The organism is Streptomyces sp. NPDC001157 (assembly GCF_053598255.1).
The window spans coordinates 50,902-66,658 of sequence record NZ_JBSFJW010000003.1; the positions used below are offsets into that span (position 1 = coordinate 50,902).

Sequence of the window (15,757 nt, forward strand, 5' to 3'; positions counted from 1 at the left end):
GGCGTCGGATCCTTTTCACGACGTGTTGGGCGGCCTGCGCGCCAAGTCACCAGCGAGCCTTGATCTCGCCATAGGTGTGCTCGCGCAGCGCGAAGTTCCGCTTCGCATCCTTCTCGAACGCGATTTTGCTGGCCCAGGTGACTGCCTTGTTGCAGGCGCGCAGAGTCGCCTCAAGTGCCGCCGCCTGCTCCGGCGTCGGCAACAGCCTGACCTGCACCACCAGCTTCACGATCAAGGAATCTACATGTGTGTACGACCGCCCGCCATGCGTTCACCATGCATCACCCCGACCGAGTGAACCCACCACCACATGGACGCAGCACCGGCCCCGCCGGAAACGACACCCGACCGCTTCCCAGCCGAGTTGCACGGGGGATACCGCGGCGCTCCCGCGCCGCAACCACAAGGATGCGATTCCTCCCAGGCTGAAGCCCCGGGGTTCCTCGCAAGAACAGCGCGTGCCGTCCATGGGTCGGCGCATCAACTGGTAGTTGCAGTGGCGCCGAAAGTCACGAAGGAGACGCAAGAGTCGCTCGCCAGGCCGCGACGTCCGGCATCCCGGACATTATTCGACCGAAATGCCGAACCATTTTACGACCGGAATTCCGAGCAATTGCGGGTGGGGATACAGGCATCAGGAATTGCAAAAGCGAACCTCCAATGCAGACGCGCTTGTTGGGTCGAACCGGTGGGCCGTCAAGACTCGCGGGACGGAACAATGACAACTCTTTAGACGGGCCTTTAATCGGGCCGCGGTCCCGTCCGGGCCCTACTCTTGGACCGTGAACGAGATGCCCCGGGATCACCGGACGTCGAAGAACGTGCGGGTCCTGCTCGCCGAGGACCAGGGAATGATGCGGGGCGCGCTCGCCCTGCTGCTCGGTCTGGAGGAGGACCTGGAGGTCGTCGCCCAGGTCGCGGCGGGCGACGCGATCGTGGACGCCGCGCTGACCCACCGGCCCGATGTGGCTCTGCTGGACATCGAACTGCCGGGCATGAGCGGCCTGGACGCGGCGGCCGAGCTGCGCGATCAGGTCCCGGACTGCCGGGTGCTGATCCTCACCACCTTCGGGCGGCCCGGCTATCTGCGCCGCGCGATGGAGGCCGGAGCGGCCGGCTTCCTGGTGAAGGACGGCCCCGTCGAGGAGTTGGCCGCCTCGATCCGCCGGGTGCTGACCGGCGAGACGGTGATCGACCCCGCGCTCGCCGCCGCCGCGCTCAGCGCCGGGCCGAGCCCTCTCACCGCCCGCGAGTGCGACGTCCTCAAGGCGTCCGTGGACGGTGCGACGGTCGCCGACATCGCCGCCAAGCTGCACCTGTCCGAGTCGACGGTCCGCAACTACCTCTCGTCCGCCATCGGCAAGACGGGCACCCGCAACCGCATGGAGGCGATGCGGGAGGCCCGCCAGCAGGGGTGGCTCTGACAGTCACCCCAACTTCGTCACGAACACCGACTTGAAGCCCGTGGTCTTCGGCGCCAGGCACACGAACCAGTTGTCCGGGGAGCCGGCGGCCGGCCGGATGCCCTGCTCCCGACCCTCGGCCGCGGCGTTTGCCGAAAGCCTGTGGAGCTTGGTGCGAGTGCCGTCCTGCCAGGTGCAGGTGACCTCCTCGGCGGACTTGGCAACCCGGCCGATCACCATGCGCACGGGCCCCCCGGAGGCGGGCTGCAAGCGGGTCGAGCCCGATTCCAGGTCCGTGTCCTTCTGACTGCTCCCTTCGGGGAGTGTGCTGTACATCACCAGCGACTGCTCGTCCCCGTAGCTCCTGTGCACGAAGTAGGCGCTCTTTCCGATCAGGTCGGAGGCCTTGCGGACATCCCCGGGGAACTCCCCGGCATCGGTCATGGCGGTCAGCTGGATCTGCGCCTCCGCCGCATTGCGCGGTGCGCCCCACACGTCGACGGAGACCGCCCAGTCCTCGCCGTCCTCGGTCCCCTGCGCCAGCATCGTTCTCTGCGACTCTCCGAGCCGCGGCGCCACGCTCGTCGGCGGGTGCGTGGCCACCTGCGCTCCCCGGTGCCCGTCCCCGTGACCCGGCAGCCCCGCGAGCGCCAGCGTCCCCGTCGAGCCGACGATCGCCAGTGCCGCCGCCGTGGCCACCGCCCAGCGCCGGGCCCTGCGCCGCCGTCCACCGCGGATCACCGCCTGGGTGGGGGCTATACCGATCTCGACCCGGTCCGCGGCCTCGGCCAGCAGAAGGGCGATGTCGGAGTTCGTCATGTCGTGGTTCGTCTCCCGGTCCGCACTCATCACTTGCGCCCTCCCCCACTGATCACCATGTCCGCCAGTCCCGGTATGGCGCGGAGTTTCGCGATCCCCTTGGCCGCGTTGCTCTTCACCGAGCCGACGCTGCAGCCCATCGCCTCCGCCGTCTGGGTCTCGGTGAGGTCCTCCCAGTACCGCAGGACCACCGCCTCCCGCTGCCGCACGGGCAGTTGGCCGAGCGCCTTCAGCAGCACGCCCCGGTCCTCTGCCTGCGCGATACGGTCACCCGTGTCGGCGATCTCGTGCACCAGCCCCGAGTCGTCCTTCGGCGCCAGGAACTCCCGCAGTTTTCTGCGGTGTTTGCGCGCATGCGCGTTGATCATCACGCGCCGTACATACGCCTCCGGGTCGTCCGCCGAGCCGACCCGGCGCCAGGCCACGTAGACCTGCTCGAGCGTCGACTGGACCAGGTCCTCCGCGGCGTGCTGCTCCCCCGTGAGGAGAAAAGCCGTGCGCAGCAGCCGCGGCCAGCGGCCGGTGACAAAGCTCTGGAACTCCTTGTCCCGAGCTTCCTTGCGATCCCCCATGGGCACCTCCTAGATGTGTAAAGGAGTCCATGGGCAGCTCAAACCGTTGCCTCGCTCCCCCGACTACTTCGCCGGCTTCGCGGAAATTCTGCGCGGCAGCCACACCAGCATCAGCACCGCCCCCGCGAGCAGCACCCCGGTGCCCGTCCGGAACACCAGCGCGTACCCCTCCGTGAGCGCCCCCGGAGCACCGCTGCCCGCCGTGCGCGTCGCCGCGATCGTCGACATCACCGCCAGCCCCAGCGACCCGCCCATCGTGCGCGAGGTGTTGACCAGCCCGGACACCAGCCCGGCCTCCCCCGGAGCCGCCCCCGACGTCGCCAGCGCTGCGAGCGGGGTCGCCGTGAGCCCCGCCCCCAGCATCATCAGGATCCCCGGGAACATGATCTCTGTCACATAGTTGCCCTCGGGCGTCATCATCGACTGCCAGGCGAAGCCCACCGCCGCCAGGAGAGTCCCGAGCACGGCCACGTTCCGCGCGCCGAACACCGGCATGAATCGGGGCGCCGACTTGGACCCGAGCAGCACCGCCAGGGAACTCGGCACCAGCGCCAGCCCGGCCTCGAAGGGCGTGTAGCCGAGCACGTTCTGCGCGTACAACGTCATGAAGAACCACATGCAGAACATCGCGGACCCGTTGACGAACATCGCCGCGTTCGCGGACGACACGGCCCGCACCCGGAACAGCCCGAGCGGCATCAGCGGGGCCGCCGTACGCGCCTCCACGACCAGGAACAGCGCGATCAGCGCAAGCCCGGCGGCCAGCGGCACGATGGTGGCCGCCGCCGTCCACCCCTCCGCCTCCGTCTGCGAGATCCCGTACGCCAGCGTCCCGAGTCCCGCCGTCACCAGCAGCGCGCCCGGCAGATCGAGCCGCCGCCCGTCCCCGTTCCGGCTCTCCACCAGCCATCGTGTCGAGCCGGCCAGCACCAGCGCGCCGACCGGCACGTTGATCAGCAGTACCCAGCGCCACGACAGCCCGTCCACCAGCGCCCCGCCGACCAGCCCGCCGGCGGCTCCACCACCGGCACCGACCGCGGTCCAGGTCGCGATCGCCCGCGCCCGCGCGGCCCCCTCCGGAACGGCCGACGTGAGAATGGTCAGCGTCGAGGGCGCGAGCACCGCAGCCCCCAGCCCCTGCACGGCCCGCGCGACCAGCAGCTGACCGCCCTCCTGCGCCAGCCCGCCGCCCAGCGAGGCCGCCGTGAACAGGGCGAGCCCCACCAGAAACATCCGCTTGCGCCCGTACAAGTCCCCGGCCCGCCCGCCGAGCAGCATGAACCCGGCGAAGGCGATCGCGTACGCGTTCACCACCCACTGCAGCCCCTGCGGGCTCAGCCCCAGGTCGGCCCGCATCGACGGCAGCGCCACATTGACGACCGACACATCGAGCACCACCAGGAACTGCCCGGCGCAGGCGAGCGCCACGACCAGCCAGGTGGGAGGGGCGGTACGGCGGGACGAGCTTCGGGTGACGTCAGCGGCTTCCAACATGTCTGTCATGCTCTCAACCGGCTTACGCCCCTTGCATCGGGATTTCGCCCCACGGGGTCCTCCTCCGCAGGACCTACACCGCCCGCAGGAGCGTCACCACAGCCGCTCCGCCCAGCCCGATGTTGTGCGCGAGCCCGATCTGCGCCCCCGGCACCTGCCGCTCTCCCGCCTCCCCCCTCAACTGCCACACCAGCTCGGCCACTTGGGCAATCCCGGTCGCCCCCAGCGGATGCCCCTTGGAGATCAGCCCGCCGGACGGGTTCACCACCCACCGCCCGCCGTACGTCGTCGCCCCCGACTCGACGAGCTTCCCGGACTCCCCCTCCCCGCACATCCCGAGCGCCTCGTACGTCAACAGCTCGTTGACGGAGAAGCAGTCGTGCAGCTCTACGACGTCCACGTCACCGATCCCGAGCCCGGACCGCTCGTACACCTGCCGCGCCGCCTCCCGGGACATCGGCTGCCCCACGACGTCGATGCACGACCCGGACGCGAAGGACTCCTCCGTGTCGGTCGTCATCGCCTGCGCGACGATCTCGACGGCCTTCGCACCCAGCTCCCGCCGCTCCACGAACCGTTCGGAGACGACGAGCGCGGCCGCCGCGCCGTCGGACGTCGGCGAGCACTGCAGCTTGGTCAGCGGCCGGTGGACCGTGCGCGCGGCCAGGATGTCGTCCACCTCGTACACGTCCCGGAACTGCGCGTACGGATTGTGCGCCGAGTGCCGGTGGTTCTTGGCGGCCACGGCGGCGAGCTGCGCCTCGGTCGTGCCGTACCGCTCCATGTGCTCACGGGCCGCGTCGCCGAAGATCTGGGCGGTGGGCGGGGTCATCTCGAAGCCGTGGCGGGCGGCCATGATGCCGTAGTGCCGGGCCACGGGTGAGGTGGAGAAGTCCCCGCTGTCGGCACCCCCGCCCAGCGCCCCCTTCTTCATCTTCTCGAAGCCCAGCGCCAGTACGCAGTCGGCCGCCCCGCCCTCGACGAGCTGCCGGGCCAGCATCAGCGCGGTCGAGCCGGTCGCGCAGTTGTTGTTGACGTTGTAGACGGGCACGCCGGTGAGACCCAGCTCATACGCGGCGCGCTGCCCGGCGGTGGAGGGCTGGAAGCAGTACCCGACGGGAACCTGTTCCACATCGCCGTACGAGATCCCGGCGTCGGCCAGGGCGGCGGCGCCTGCCTCCCGCACCATGTCCCAGTACTGCCAGTCACGGGTCTCCGGCCTCTCGAACCGGGTCATACCCACCCCGACGACGTAAGCCTTCATGGCGCGGTATGCCTTGCGCGGTATGCCTTCATGGCGCGCGAGACTAGAACACGCTCCACCAACCCGCCAGGCCTGACGACTGATCAGATTCCCATGACCGGGTCAAGAATTCATTAGAGACCTGAAGCAACGGAATAGTTGCCTGTGCATACGAGGTTTACCCACCACTTATCTCGCACAGCTCTTCATCTCGTACCGGCCTGGAGGCCTCACTCAATGACGCACACGACGACCGAACAGCCCGCCCGGCGGGCGAGCGGGGCCGTGGTCCCGGTGCTCGCCTTCGCGGGCATCGTTGTCGCGGTGATGCAGACCCTGCTCGTCCCGGTCATCAAGGACCTGCCGCAGCTGCTGGACACCGCACCCAGCAACGCCACCTGGGTCCTGACCTCGACGCTTCTCTCGGGAGCCGTCGCCACCCCGATCATGGGCCGCCTCGGCGACCTCTACGGCAAGCGGCGGATGCTGATCCTCAGCCTCGCCGTGATGGTGGTCGGCGCCCTGGTCAGCGCCCTCACCAGCGAACTGCTCACGATGATCGCCGGCCGTACGCTCCAGGGCTTCGCCATGGGCGCCATCCCGCTCGGCATCGGCCTGATGCGCGACATGCTGCCCCGCGAGAAGCTCGGCTCGGCCATGGCCCTGATGAGCTCCTCCATCGGCGTCGGCGGCGGCCTCGCACTGCCCCTCGCGGCCCTGGTCGCCCAGCACGCCGACTGGCACGCCCTCTTCTACGGCGCCGCGGGCCTCGGCGCCCTCTCGATCCTCCTCACCCTCCTGGTCGTACCGGAGTCCCCGATGCGCGCCGAGGGCTCCTTCGACCTGCTCGGCGCACTCGGCCTCTCCGCCGGCCTGGTCCTCTTCCTCCTCCCCATCACCAAGGGCAGCGACTGGGGCTGGACCTCGGGCACGACGCTCGGCCTGTTCGGTGCGTCGGCCGTCGTACTCGTGCTTTGGGGCGTTCTCGAACTCCGTACGAGCGCCCCGCTGGTGGACCTGCGGACGACGGCCCGCCCTGCCGTGCTGTTCACCAACCTGGCCTCGATCATGGTCGGTGTCTCCTTCTACGTCGTCTCCCTCGTCCTTCCCCAGCTGCTCCAGCTCCCGAAGGCGACCGGCTACGGCCTCGGCCAGTCGATGGTCGTCGCGGGCCTGCTGGTGGCCCCGCTGGGCCTGACGATGATGTTCACGGCGCCGGTCTACGCCCGTCTGTCGGCGAAGTACGGCCCGAAGTTCACCCTGATCCTCGGCATGCTGATCATCGCGATCGGCTACGGCGCGGGGCTGGGCCTCATGAGTGCGGCCTGGCAGAGCCTGGTCATCGCGGTGGTGCTGGGCGCGGGCATCGGCCTCGCGTACTCGTCCCTCCCCGCACTGATCGTAGGCGCGGTCCCGGCCTCCGAGACAGGCGCGGCGAACGGGCTCAACACCCTGATGCGCTCCATCGGTACGTCCGTGTCGAGCGCCGTCATCGGCATGGTGCTGGCCAACACGGCGAACAACGTCGGCGGTGTCGAGATCCCGACCATGCACGGCTTCCGCGTCTCCTTCCTGATCGCGACCGGCGCGGTCGCCGTGGGCCTGCTGATGGCCCTCTTCCTTCCGAAGCCGAACCGGGCGCCGCAGCTGCTTGCGAGCAGCGAGGAGGACGACGCCGTCGTGGAGCGCGCGGAGGAAGTGCTGCGTGGGTTCCGTGGCCGGGTGCTCGGCGCGGACGGCTCTCCGGTGGCCCGTGCCAAGGTCACGCTGATCGATCGGCGTGGCCGCCAGGCGGGCGCGACGCTGTCCGACGAGGACGGGAGCTATGTGCTGGCCGTGCCGGCCGAGGGGGCGTATGTGCTGGCCGCACGGGCTGTGGGGCATGGGCCGCTGGCTTCGTCTGCGACGCACGGGGGTGAGGAGCGGGCGGTGGATCTGGATCTGTCGCTGCCGGAAGAGACGGTGAGCGCGTAGCGCCTAACGGGTTGCCTCGACATGTCACCTTGCGTCTGCGGATGTGTCGTGGCTGGTCGCGCAGTTCCCCGCGCCCCTTAAGAGCCCTTGCTGCACCCCCCTGCCACGGAAGTGACGGGGGGTGCGGCAACATTGGCGCCTGGACACGTACGACCGAAAGGACCCGCATGCCCGCGGCCGCCCCCAAGCCCGAGATCCTGGCCGCGTTCGAAGCGGCGAAGGGGTTCATGCCCGTCGATGAGGGGCTGGCGCTCTACGCGGCCGCTGTCGAGGCGGGGGCGCTGGGGCTGCCGTTGCTGGAGGTCGGTACGTACTGTGGCCGCTCCGCGATCCTGCTCGCCGATGCCGCCCGCGAGACCGGGGTCACCGCGCTGACCCTCGACCACCATCGCGGCAGCGAGGAGCAGCAGCCGGGCTGGGACTACCACGATCCGGAGACGGTGGACCCGGAGATCGGCCTGATGGACACGCTGCCGACGTTCCGCCGCACGCTCCACAAGGCCGGTCTGGAGGAGCATGTGGTGGCACTGGTCGGCCGCTCCCCGCAGATCGCGAAGTTCTGGCGGACTCCCCTCGGTCTGGTCTTCATCGACGGCGGCCACACCGACGAGCACGCCACCGCCGACTACGAGGGCTGGGCCCCCCATGTGGCCGAAGGCGGCCTGCTCCTCATCCACGACGTCTTCCCGGACCCGAAGGACGAGTTCACCGGCCAGGCGCCGTACCGCGTCTACCTGCGGGCACTGGAGTCCGGCGCGTTCACGGAGGTCTCGGTGACCGACTCGCTGCGCGTCCTGCGGCGAACGGGAGCGGGGATCTGAGGGCCCGGTTAGAGTCGCAGACGTGTCGTACGTAGGCCCGGACTTCGATCCTCCCCAGCCCCGCCGCCCCCGGCGCAGCCCCCTGACCGTGGCGGTCGCCGCGCTCGTGCCGGGCGCGTTGCTCGGGTGGCTCGTGTACGCGGTCGTGGGCGGGAGCGGGGACGACGGCGGCGGGGTGGCCCACGCCACCGTACGGAGTTCCGCGGTGGCGACGTCCGGCGCGGCCGCCTCCTCCCCCGCCGGCGACGACAGGAATCCGGGCAGCACGGCGCCCACCCTCGCCTCCCCCACCTCGTCGGCTCCCGCCGCCTCCGGCCCCCTCAAGGGCAAGGTCGTCGTCATCGACCCGGGCCACAACCCCGGCAACTTCCAGCACGCCACCGAGATCGCCCGCAAGGTGGACATCGGCACGAACAAGAAGGAGTGCGACACGACGGGTACGTCCACCAACTCGGGCTACACGGAAGCCCAGTTCACCCTGGACGTGTCCCATCGCCTGAAGGCCCTGCTGGAGAAGCAGGGCGCCACGGTGAAGCTGACCCACGACGGCAACTCCCCCGTCTGGGGCCCCTGCGTGGACCGGCGGGCGCAGATCGGCAACAAGGCCCACGCCGACGCCGCGATCTCCATCCACGCGGACGGCTCCGCGGCCGGCAACCGCGGCTTCCACGTCATCCTTCCCGGCTCCGTCCACGCGGGCGCCGCCGACACCCGCCCCATCGTCGCCTCCTCCGCCGCCCTCGGCGAGCGCATCGCGGGCAACTTCGTCCGCGTCACGGGTGAACCGCCCTCCAACTACATCGGCGACGGCACCGGCCTCGTCACGCGTAAGGACCTGGGCGGTCTCAATCTGTCAACGGTTCCCAAGGTGTTCATCGAATGCGGGAACATGCGCGATAGCAAGGACGCGGCACTGCTCACCAGCGGGGCCTGGCGACAGAAGGCCGCGCAAGGAATTTCTGATGGAATCGTGAGTTTCCTGCACGGTTCGTGATCAGCGGGCCGATCCCGGCGGACGCCTTGCTCGGACGGACGATAGTGTCTACCGACGACGAGACGACTTACGAAGGACCTGAAGTGAATATCCGCTCCCTCACACGAGGCGACGGCGTGGTGATCGGAGCAGCGGTGTTGCTCTTCATCGCGTCGTTCCTCAACCTCTACAGCGTGTCCGGGTTCGACATCGACGTGAACGCGTGGGACACACTCGGCACGGGTCTCGGCGTGTTCATGGGCGGGGTCATCGGCGCCGCACTGATCGTCGTCAACCGCTGCCTTCCGCAGCCGCGCAAGGTCGCCGGGCTCGACCTCGGAGTGGCGGGCGTGGCGTTCAGCGTCCTCTCGGCCTGGACCCTGTTCTGGTACCTGGTCGACAGCGGCAAGAACACCAGCCCCGCCGCCGGCCTCGTCCTCGGCTTCATCGCCGCCCTGGTCCTGGCGGGCGCCGCCGTCGCCACTCCCCTCGTCCCCGCACTCCAGGCGGCCCTGATCCCGGCCCCCAAGCCCCAGGCCCCCCAGCCCTACGGCGCCCAGCCCCCCGGTGGCTATGGCTACCCCGGTGCCGGACAGCAGCAGCCCTACGGCGGACAGCCGCAGCCCGGCCAGCCCTACGGGGGTGCCCAGCCGCAGCAGGCGCAGGCTCCGCAGCCGCCGGCCGGGGACTTCTCGCCGTTCTGGTTCGCCGTTCCGGTGCCGCGGCCGCTGTTCGCGGAGGACGGTTCGCCCACGCCGATCGCCGAACTCGCGCCGGGCACCTGGTACCTGGCCGTCGAGCAGCGCGGCCCGGCCCTGGTCGCCCAGACGCAGGACGGCCGCCGCGGCGTGCTGCAGGACACCTCCGGGATCCAGCGCGGCTGACGCCCGCCAAGAACGGGCAGCCAACGGCCCCTCGCCCTTCCGGGCGGGGGGTCGTTGTCGTACAGTCGCAGCTCCCGGCCCCATAACTGACTGACCGTCAGATACCTGATGGAGGCGCCATGCGACTCGGTCTCGCCCTCGGTTACTGGGGCCGCGGCCCCTCCCCCGACCACGTACCGCTCGCGCAGGAGGCCGAGCGGCTCGGGTACGACTCCGTGTGGACGGCCGAGTCCTGGGGATCCGACGTCTTCACCCCGCTGACCTGGATCGCGGCGCAGACCTCAACGATCAAGCTCGGTACGGCCGTTGCGCAGATGGCCGCCCGGTCGCCGACCACCACCGCCATGCACGCCCTCACCCTCGACCACCTCTCCGGTGGCCGCATGATGCTCGGGCTGGGGCTGTCGGGGCCGCAGGTGGTGGAGGGGTGGTACGGGCGGCCGTTCCCGAAGTCGCCGCTGACCGCGACCCGGGAGTACGTGGACGTCGTGCGGCAGGTGCTCAGGCGGGAGGGGCCGGTCGTTCTCGACGGCCGCTTCCACTCCCATCCGTACAGCGGCCCGGACGGCACCGGCATCGGCAAGGCCCTCAAGTCCATCACGCACCCCTTGCGTCCCGACCTTCCCGTCCTCCTCGGTGCCGAAGGGCCGAAGAACGTCGCGCAGACGACCCGTATCGCCGACGGCTGGCTCCCCCTGTACTGGTCGCCCACCCGTCCCGAGGTCTACGAGGCCTCCCTCACCGATGCCCCCGACGGCTTCCTCGTCGCCCCCATGGCACAGGTCCGGGTCTGCGACGACGTACGCGAAGGCCTGCTGCCCGTGAAGACCATGCTCGGCTTCTACATCGGCGGCATGGGGCATGCGGCCCGTAACTTCCACGCCGATCTCATGGCGCGCATGGGGTACGAGGAAGAGGCCCGCCGGATCCAGGAGCTGTTCCTGACCGGGCGGCGCGAGGAAGCCGTCCTTGCCGTTCCCGATGCCTTCGCGGACGAGATCTCGCTGGTCGGGCCGCGTGAACGGATCGCCGAGCGGCTGGAGATGTGGCGGAAGGGACCGGTGACGGATCTGCTGGCCCTCTCCCCGGACCGGGCGTCGCTTCGGGTGCTGGCGGAGCTCAACTCGTAGCCACCGGTCAAACCCGTTCGGGTTTCATACAGGATTCGGCGGCAATCCGGAAAGTATGTCTCGATATAGCAGCGGCAATCGGGCCGGCGCGGTCATAGCGATCGTCGCCGACATCATGGCCCTCATCCTGGGCCTGTGGATCCTGATGTACCTGTTGGACGCCAACCGTGCCAACGACCTGGTGCAGTTCGTCCACAACGCGGCCAACTGGCTGGCCGGCTGGTCGCGTGACCTGTTCACCTTCGACAAGGCCTGGGCCCGCGTGATCGCAGGTTACGGCCTGGCAGCGGTGGTCTACCTGTTCGTCGGCCACGCGATCGCCGGACGGATGACCCGGCACTGACCACCCGTCCGGCCGCGCCCGGAAGTCAGGCGCAGCAGTCCGGGTCCAGCCCCCTGGGCAGCTGCTCGCCGCCGAACACCGTGCAGGTCGCCTCGTGGCCGCCGAGGGCGGCGACCGCCAGGAGCAGGGAGCCCGCCGTCCAGGTGGTCAGTTCCTGGGGCCAGATCGCCTCGTCCTCGAAGACGTAGCCCGTCCAGTACAGGCCGGTCTCCGGATCCCGCAGGTGCTGGATCGACTGAAGGATGTCCAGCGCGCGGTCGGACTCGCCCATCGCCCAGAGGGTGAGGGCGAGTTCGGCCGATTCGCCGCCGGTGACCCACGGGTTGGGGACGACGCAGCGCACGCCGAGGCCGGGGACGACGAAGCGGTCCCAGCTCTCCTCGATACGGGACTTGGCCTCCGCGTCGGTGAGCGCGCCGCCCAGGATCGGGTAGTACCAGTCCATCGAGTAGCGGTCCTTGTCGAGGAACCGCTCCGGGTGGCGTCGGATCGCATGGCGGAGGGCTCCGACCGCCAGCTCCCAGTCCGGCTGCGGCTCTTCACGCTGTTCGGCGACGGCGAGTGCGCAGCGCAGGGCGTGGTGGACGGAGGAGGAGCCGGTCAGCAGTGCGTCCGTGGTGGACGTCCCGTCGTCCTCGCCCTTCCAGCCGATCTGGCCGCCCGGCTGCTGCAGCCGCAGCACGTACTCGATGGCCGCGTAGACGGACGGCCACATGCGGTCCAGGAACGTGTCGTCGCCTGTGGAGAGGTAGTGGTGCCACACGCCCACCGCGATGTACGCGACGAAGTTCGTCTCGCGTCCGCGGTCGGTGATGTCCTCGGCGTCCCCGTCGGCGTAGGCCGCGTACCAGGAGCCGTCTGTGTTCTGGTGCCGTGCGAGCCACTCGTACGCCCGCTCGGCGGCCTCGTGCTCGCCCGCCGCGTCCAGGGCCATCGCGGCCTCGGTGTGGTCCCAGGGGTCCAGGTGGTGTCCCCGGAACCACGGGATCGCCCCGTCCTCCCGCTGTACGGCGAGGATGCCTCGGACGGTCGCGGCAGCCTGCTCGGCGGTGAGGACCCCGGGCAGGACGAGGTGTTCTGTCCGGGGGGTCGTCACTTGGCGTCCGTCCCGGCCTCGTTGAGCTTCGGCAGGTGGGGCTTGGTCGCGTAGGCCACGAAGCTCTTGCCGATCAGGGGGTTGAGGGCCTGTTCGGCGACCCGGGTGGCCAGGGGCTTCTTCATGATGTCCCAGACCAGGAGCTTGTGGTACGCCTTCACCGGCAGTGCCTTGTCGTTGTCGACGCCGAACGCGCACTTCAGCCACCAGTACGGCGAGTGCAGCGCGTGGGCGTGGTGCGTGCCGTACGGCTTCAGGCCCGCCTCGCGGATCTTGGCGAGCAGTTCGTCGGCCTTGTAGATGCGGATGTGGCCGCCCTCGACCTCGTGGTAGGCGTCGGAGAGCGCCCAGCAGACCTTCTCGGGGCCGTAGCGCGGGACGGTGATGGCGATCCGGCCGCCGGGCCTGAGCACCCGGACCATCTCGGCGAGCACGCCCTTGTCGTCCGGGATGTGCTCCATGACCTCGGAGATGATGACGACGTCGAAGGACTCGTCGGGGAAGGGCAGCGCCAGGGCGTCGCCCTCCATCGCCGTCGCGGTGGCGCCCGCCGGGGCCTCACCGGCCTCCTTCATCGCGGCGAACCACTTCGCGACCTCGCGGATCTCCTCGCCGTTCTGGTCCAGCGCCACGACCTGGGCGCCGCGCCGGTAGCACTCGAACGCGTGCCGGCCGGCCCCGCAGCCGAGGTCCAGGACGCGGTCGCCCGGGGCGAGCGGGAACCGGGAGAAGTCGACGGTCAGCACGTGGCCCTGCTTTCGGAGTAGACAGCCTCTGAGGCCGCGAAGCGGCCGGGATTCTTGGCGGCGGACCCGCCGATCGCCTCTCGGTACCGGGCCACCGTGCCCTCGGCGGCGCGCGCCCATGTGAAGTGCCGCAGCACCCGCTCACGCCCGGCGCGACCGAGCCGCGCCCTCAGTTGCGGGTCGGACAGGAGACGGTTCAGCCCTGCCGCCAACGCCCCCGAATCACCCGGCGGCACGGCGAGGCACGTCTCCCCGTCCCGCCCGGCGACCTCCGGAATCGCACCGCCGGTGGTCGCGACGAGCGGCGTGCCCGTGGCCATCGCCTCGGCCGCCGGGAGGGAGAAGCCCTCGTACAGGGAGGGCACGCAGGCGACCTCCGCCGAGCGGACCAGGTCGACCAGTTCGGCGTCCGAGATGCCCTTCACGAACTCGACGGCGCCTTCGAGGCCGTAGCGCTCCATGGCCTGGGCGACGGGCCCCTCGGCGGGCCGCTTGCCGACGACGACCAGGTGGGCGTCGGGGTGCTCGGTGCGGACCTTCGCCAGTGCTTCGACGAGGAACACCAGGCCCTTGAGGGGGACGTCCGCGCTGGACGTCGTCACGATCCGGCCGGGCACCACGGGGACGGACGGGTCGGGCGAGAAGAGGTCGGTGTCGGCGCCGATGTGGACGACGTGGATACGGTCGTCGCGTACGCCGAGGTGGTCGATGATCTCGGCGCGCGAGGTGCCGGAGACGGTGAGGACGGAGGGCAGGCGGCGGGCGACGCGCTTCTGCATGCGGGTGAAGGCGTACCAGCGCCGTTTGCCCCACCGCTGCTGCCAGTTCTCGGCGGCGTCCAGTTCCAACTGCCGGTCTACGGTGATGGGGTGGTGGATGGTGGTGACCAGAGGCGCGCCCACATCGCCCAACAGCCCGTAGCCGAGCGTCTGGTTGTCGTGCACGACGTCGAACTCGCCGCGCCGGGCGCGGAGATGGCGGCGGGCGCGCAGCGAGAACGTCAGCGGCTCCGGGAAGCCGCCGGTCCACATGGTGGCGACCTCCAGCGCGTCGATCCAGTCGCGGTACTCGTCGCGCCCCGGGGTGCGGAAGGGGTCCGGCGAGCGGTAGAGGTCGAGGCTCGGCAGCTCGGTGAGGCTCAGGCGGCCCGCGTGGTCCGCGCCCTCGTCGAGGACGGGGTACGGCTGGGAGCCGATGACCTCGACGCGGTGGCCGAGACGGGCCAGCTCGCGGGAGAGGTGGCGGACGTAGACGCCCTGGCCGCCGCAGAACGGGTTCCCTTTATAGGTGAGGAGCGCGATGTGGAGCGGTCGCTCGCCGTCGGCGGCGAGGTCCTCCTGGGGACCCGCCTGACTGGCCTCAGCGGTCACTCTGGGCCCCCTTCTGCGTGCACTGTCCCGCGAGATTACGCCGGGACGCTAATCTAGAACAAGTTTCAGACTTGATCGTCCAGGAGGCTCTGAATCTACCGGCAGGTAGGGGCGCGGTGAGCAGTGGATCAGGTGATTCGCGCCACGGCAAAGGCCCTGCCAAACTCGGTGCGATCACCAGCCCTCACCGACTGTCACGGACGGGATCCATGCCTGCGCAAGCGAAGGTGGCCAAGGTGGAAGCACGTACCTCGCAGCCGGCCTCCCCGCCCCTCACGGAGCGGCAGGAGGCGCGTCGTCGGCGCATCCTGCACGCGAGCGCGCAGCTGGCCAGCCGGGGTGGTTTCGACGCGGTGCAGATGCGCGAGGTCGCGGAGTCCTCGCAGGTGGCGCTGGGCACCCTCTACCGCTACTTCCCGTCCAAGATCCATCTGCTGGTCGCCACCATGCAGGACCAGCTGGAGCACATGCACGGCACGCTGCGGAAGAAGCCGCCGCAGGGGGAGACGGCGGCCGAGCGGGTCGCCGAGACCCTGATGCGGGCCTTCCGCGCGCTGCAGCGCGAGCCGCATCTGGCGGACGCGATGGTGCGCGCGCTGACCTTCGCCGACCGCAGCGTCTCGCCCGAGGTGGACCAGGTCTCCCGTCAGACCACCGTGATCATCCTGGACGCGATGGGCCTGGAGAACCCGACCGCCGAGCAGCTCTCGGCCGTCCGTGTCATCGAGCACACCTGGCACTCGGCCCTGATCACCTGGCTCTCGGGCCGCGCCTCCATCGCCCAGGTCAAGATCGACATCGAGACGGTGTGCCGGCTGATCGACCTCACGGATCCGGAGGGGCGCTCCCGCTGACACCCACTCCAACGACGCAGCGCGCCGGCAGCCGG

General features: G+C 70.2%; 16 protein-coding genes. 8 read left to right on the plus strand and 8 right to left on the minus strand.

Translation table 11 applies throughout. The features are described from left to right. Positions 1-46: 46 nt before the first annotated feature. The gene (locus tag ACWDAG_RS06330; RefSeq protein ID WP_450694444.1) at positions 47-229 is read right to left on the minus strand and encodes a helix-turn-helix domain-containing protein; all 183 of its coding nucleotides are present in this window, start codon (positions 227-229) and stop codon (positions 47-49) included. A 562-nt stretch (positions 230-791) separates the two neighbouring features. Here ACWDAG_RS06330 and ACWDAG_RS06335 point away from each other — a divergent pair. Beyond that, positions 792-1,424, plus strand: a complete 633-nt coding sequence (locus tag ACWDAG_RS06335) for a response regulator (RefSeq protein WP_450694791.1) — start codon at positions 792-794, stop codon at positions 1,422-1,424. A gap of 3 nt (positions 1,425-1,427) precedes the next feature. On the opposite strand, the gene ACWDAG_RS06340 is transcribed toward ACWDAG_RS06335, so the two are convergent. The 4 genes from ACWDAG_RS06340 to ACWDAG_RS06355 form a co-directional block, all read right to left on the minus strand. After that, a complete protein-coding gene (locus tag ACWDAG_RS06340; protein WP_450694445.1) occupies positions 1,428-2,252 on the minus strand; it encodes a hypothetical protein in 825 nt (274 codons plus the stop codon). After that, entirely contained in the window at positions 2,252-2,794 is a 543-nt protein-coding gene (locus ACWDAG_RS06345; protein WP_450694446.1) for a SigE family RNA polymerase sigma factor, read from the minus strand. The genes ACWDAG_RS06340 and ACWDAG_RS06345 overlap by 1 nt, the downstream gene beginning before the upstream one ends. A gap of 63 nt (positions 2,795-2,857) precedes the next feature. After that, the gene (locus ACWDAG_RS06350; protein ID WP_450694447.1) at positions 2,858-4,297 is read right to left on the minus strand and encodes an MFS transporter; all 1,440 of its coding nucleotides are present in this window, start codon (positions 4,295-4,297) and stop codon (positions 2,858-2,860) included. 64 nt (positions 4,298-4,361) lie between these two features. Then, entirely contained in the window at positions 4,362-5,552 is a 1,191-nt protein-coding gene (locus tag ACWDAG_RS06355) for a lipid-transfer protein (RefSeq protein WP_450694448.1), read from the minus strand. 216 nt (positions 5,553-5,768) lie between these two features. Here ACWDAG_RS06355 and ACWDAG_RS06360 point away from each other — a divergent pair, with 216 nt between their 5' ends. The 6 genes from ACWDAG_RS06360 (at position 5,769) to ACWDAG_RS06385 (ending at position 11,656) form a co-directional block, all read left to right on the plus strand. After that, positions 5,769-7,505 (plus strand): MFS transporter, encoded by a 1,737-nt coding sequence (locus tag ACWDAG_RS06360; RefSeq protein WP_450694449.1) that lies wholly within the window; start codon positions 5,769-5,771, stop codon positions 7,503-7,505. 167 nt (positions 7,506-7,672) lie between these two features. Continuing rightward, on the plus strand, positions 7,673-8,326 hold the full coding sequence (locus tag ACWDAG_RS06365; RefSeq protein ID WP_450694450.1) for a class I SAM-dependent methyltransferase: 654 nt from the start codon (positions 7,673-7,675) through the stop codon (positions 8,324-8,326). Positions 8,327-8,348: 22 nt separating this feature from the next. After that, positions 8,349-9,320 carry an N-acetylmuramoyl-L-alanine amidase gene (locus tag ACWDAG_RS06370; RefSeq protein WP_450694451.1) on the plus strand — a complete coding sequence of 324 codons (972 nt, stop codon included), beginning with the start codon at positions 8,349-8,351 and terminating at the stop codon, positions 9,318-9,320. An 83-nt stretch (positions 9,321-9,403) separates the two neighbouring features. Beyond that, positions 9,404-10,183, plus strand: coding sequence for a hypothetical protein (locus tag ACWDAG_RS06375; protein ID WP_450694452.1), 780 nt, complete (start codon positions 9,404-9,406; stop codon positions 10,181-10,183). Between the two features lie 119 nt (positions 10,184-10,302). After that, entirely contained in the window at positions 10,303-11,313 is a 1,011-nt protein-coding gene (locus ACWDAG_RS06380; protein WP_450694453.1) for an LLM class F420-dependent oxidoreductase, read from the plus strand. 55 nt (positions 11,314-11,368) lie between these two features. After that, positions 11,369-11,656: a hypothetical protein gene (locus ACWDAG_RS06385; RefSeq protein WP_405873382.1), complete on the plus strand. Its 288-nt coding sequence runs from the start codon at positions 11,369-11,371 to the stop codon at positions 11,654-11,656. Positions 11,657-11,681: 25 nt separating this feature from the next. Here the strand turns inward: ACWDAG_RS06385 and ACWDAG_RS06390 are convergent, their stop codons facing one another. From ACWDAG_RS06390 to ACWDAG_RS06400, 3 genes are read right to left on the minus strand one after another with little or no spacing between them, the layout of a single operon-like run. Next, on the minus strand, positions 11,682-12,752 hold the full coding sequence (locus tag ACWDAG_RS06390; protein ID WP_450694454.1) for a prenyltransferase/squalene oxidase repeat-containing protein: 1,071 nt from the start codon (positions 12,750-12,752) through the stop codon (positions 11,682-11,684). Continuing rightward, a complete protein-coding gene (locus ACWDAG_RS06395; RefSeq protein WP_450694455.1) occupies positions 12,749-13,498 on the minus strand; it encodes a class I SAM-dependent methyltransferase in 750 nt (249 codons plus the stop codon). The genes ACWDAG_RS06390 and ACWDAG_RS06395 overlap by 4 nt, the downstream gene beginning before the upstream one ends. Next, positions 13,492-14,868: a glycosyltransferase family 4 protein gene (locus ACWDAG_RS06400; protein ID WP_450694456.1), complete on the minus strand. Its 1,377-nt coding sequence runs from the start codon at positions 14,866-14,868 to the stop codon at positions 13,492-13,494. Before ACWDAG_RS06400 ends, ACWDAG_RS06395 begins: the two co-directional genes overlap by 7 nt. 209 nt (positions 14,869-15,077) lie before the next feature. Here ACWDAG_RS06400 and ACWDAG_RS06405 point away from each other — a divergent pair, with 209 nt between their 5' ends. Then, complete coding sequence (locus ACWDAG_RS06405) at positions 15,078-15,722, plus strand: TetR family transcriptional regulator (protein WP_450694457.1); 645 nt, start codon at positions 15,078-15,080, stop codon at positions 15,720-15,722. Positions 15,723-15,757 lie beyond the last annotated feature (35 nt).

Coding starts and splice junctions, on each gene's coding strand:
- ACWDAG_RS06335 (WP_450694791.1), top strand. CDS start 792: ATGCCCCGGGATCACCGGACGTCGAAGAACGTGCGGGTCCTGCTCGCC.
- ACWDAG_RS06340 (WP_450694445.1), bottom strand. CDS start 2,252: ATGAGTGCGGACCGGGAGACGAACCACGACATGACGAACTCCGACATC.
- ACWDAG_RS06345 (WP_450694446.1), bottom strand. CDS start 2,794: ATGGGGGATCGCAAGGAAGCTCGGGACAAGGAGTTCCAGAGCTTTGTC.
- ACWDAG_RS06350 (WP_450694447.1), bottom strand. CDS start 4,297: ATGACAGACATGTTGGAAGCCGCTGACGTCACCCGAAGCTCGTCCCGC.
- ACWDAG_RS06355 (WP_450694448.1), bottom strand. CDS start 5,552: ATGAAGGCTTACGTCGTCGGGGTGGGTATGACCCGGTTCGAGAGGCCG.
- ACWDAG_RS06360 (WP_450694449.1), top strand. CDS start 5,769: ATGACGCACACGACGACCGAACAGCCCGCCCGGCGGGCGAGCGGGGCC.
- ACWDAG_RS06365 (WP_450694450.1), top strand. CDS start 7,673: ATGCCCGCGGCCGCCCCCAAGCCCGAGATCCTGGCCGCGTTCGAAGCG.
- ACWDAG_RS06380 (WP_450694453.1), top strand. CDS start 10,303: ATGCGACTCGGTCTCGCCCTCGGTTACTGGGGCCGCGGCCCCTCCCCC.
- ACWDAG_RS06385 (WP_405873382.1), top strand. CDS start 11,369: ATGTCTCGATATAGCAGCGGCAATCGGGCCGGCGCGGTCATAGCGATC.
- ACWDAG_RS06405 (WP_450694457.1), top strand. CDS start 15,078: ATGCCTGCGCAAGCGAAGGTGGCCAAGGTGGAAGCACGTACCTCGCAG.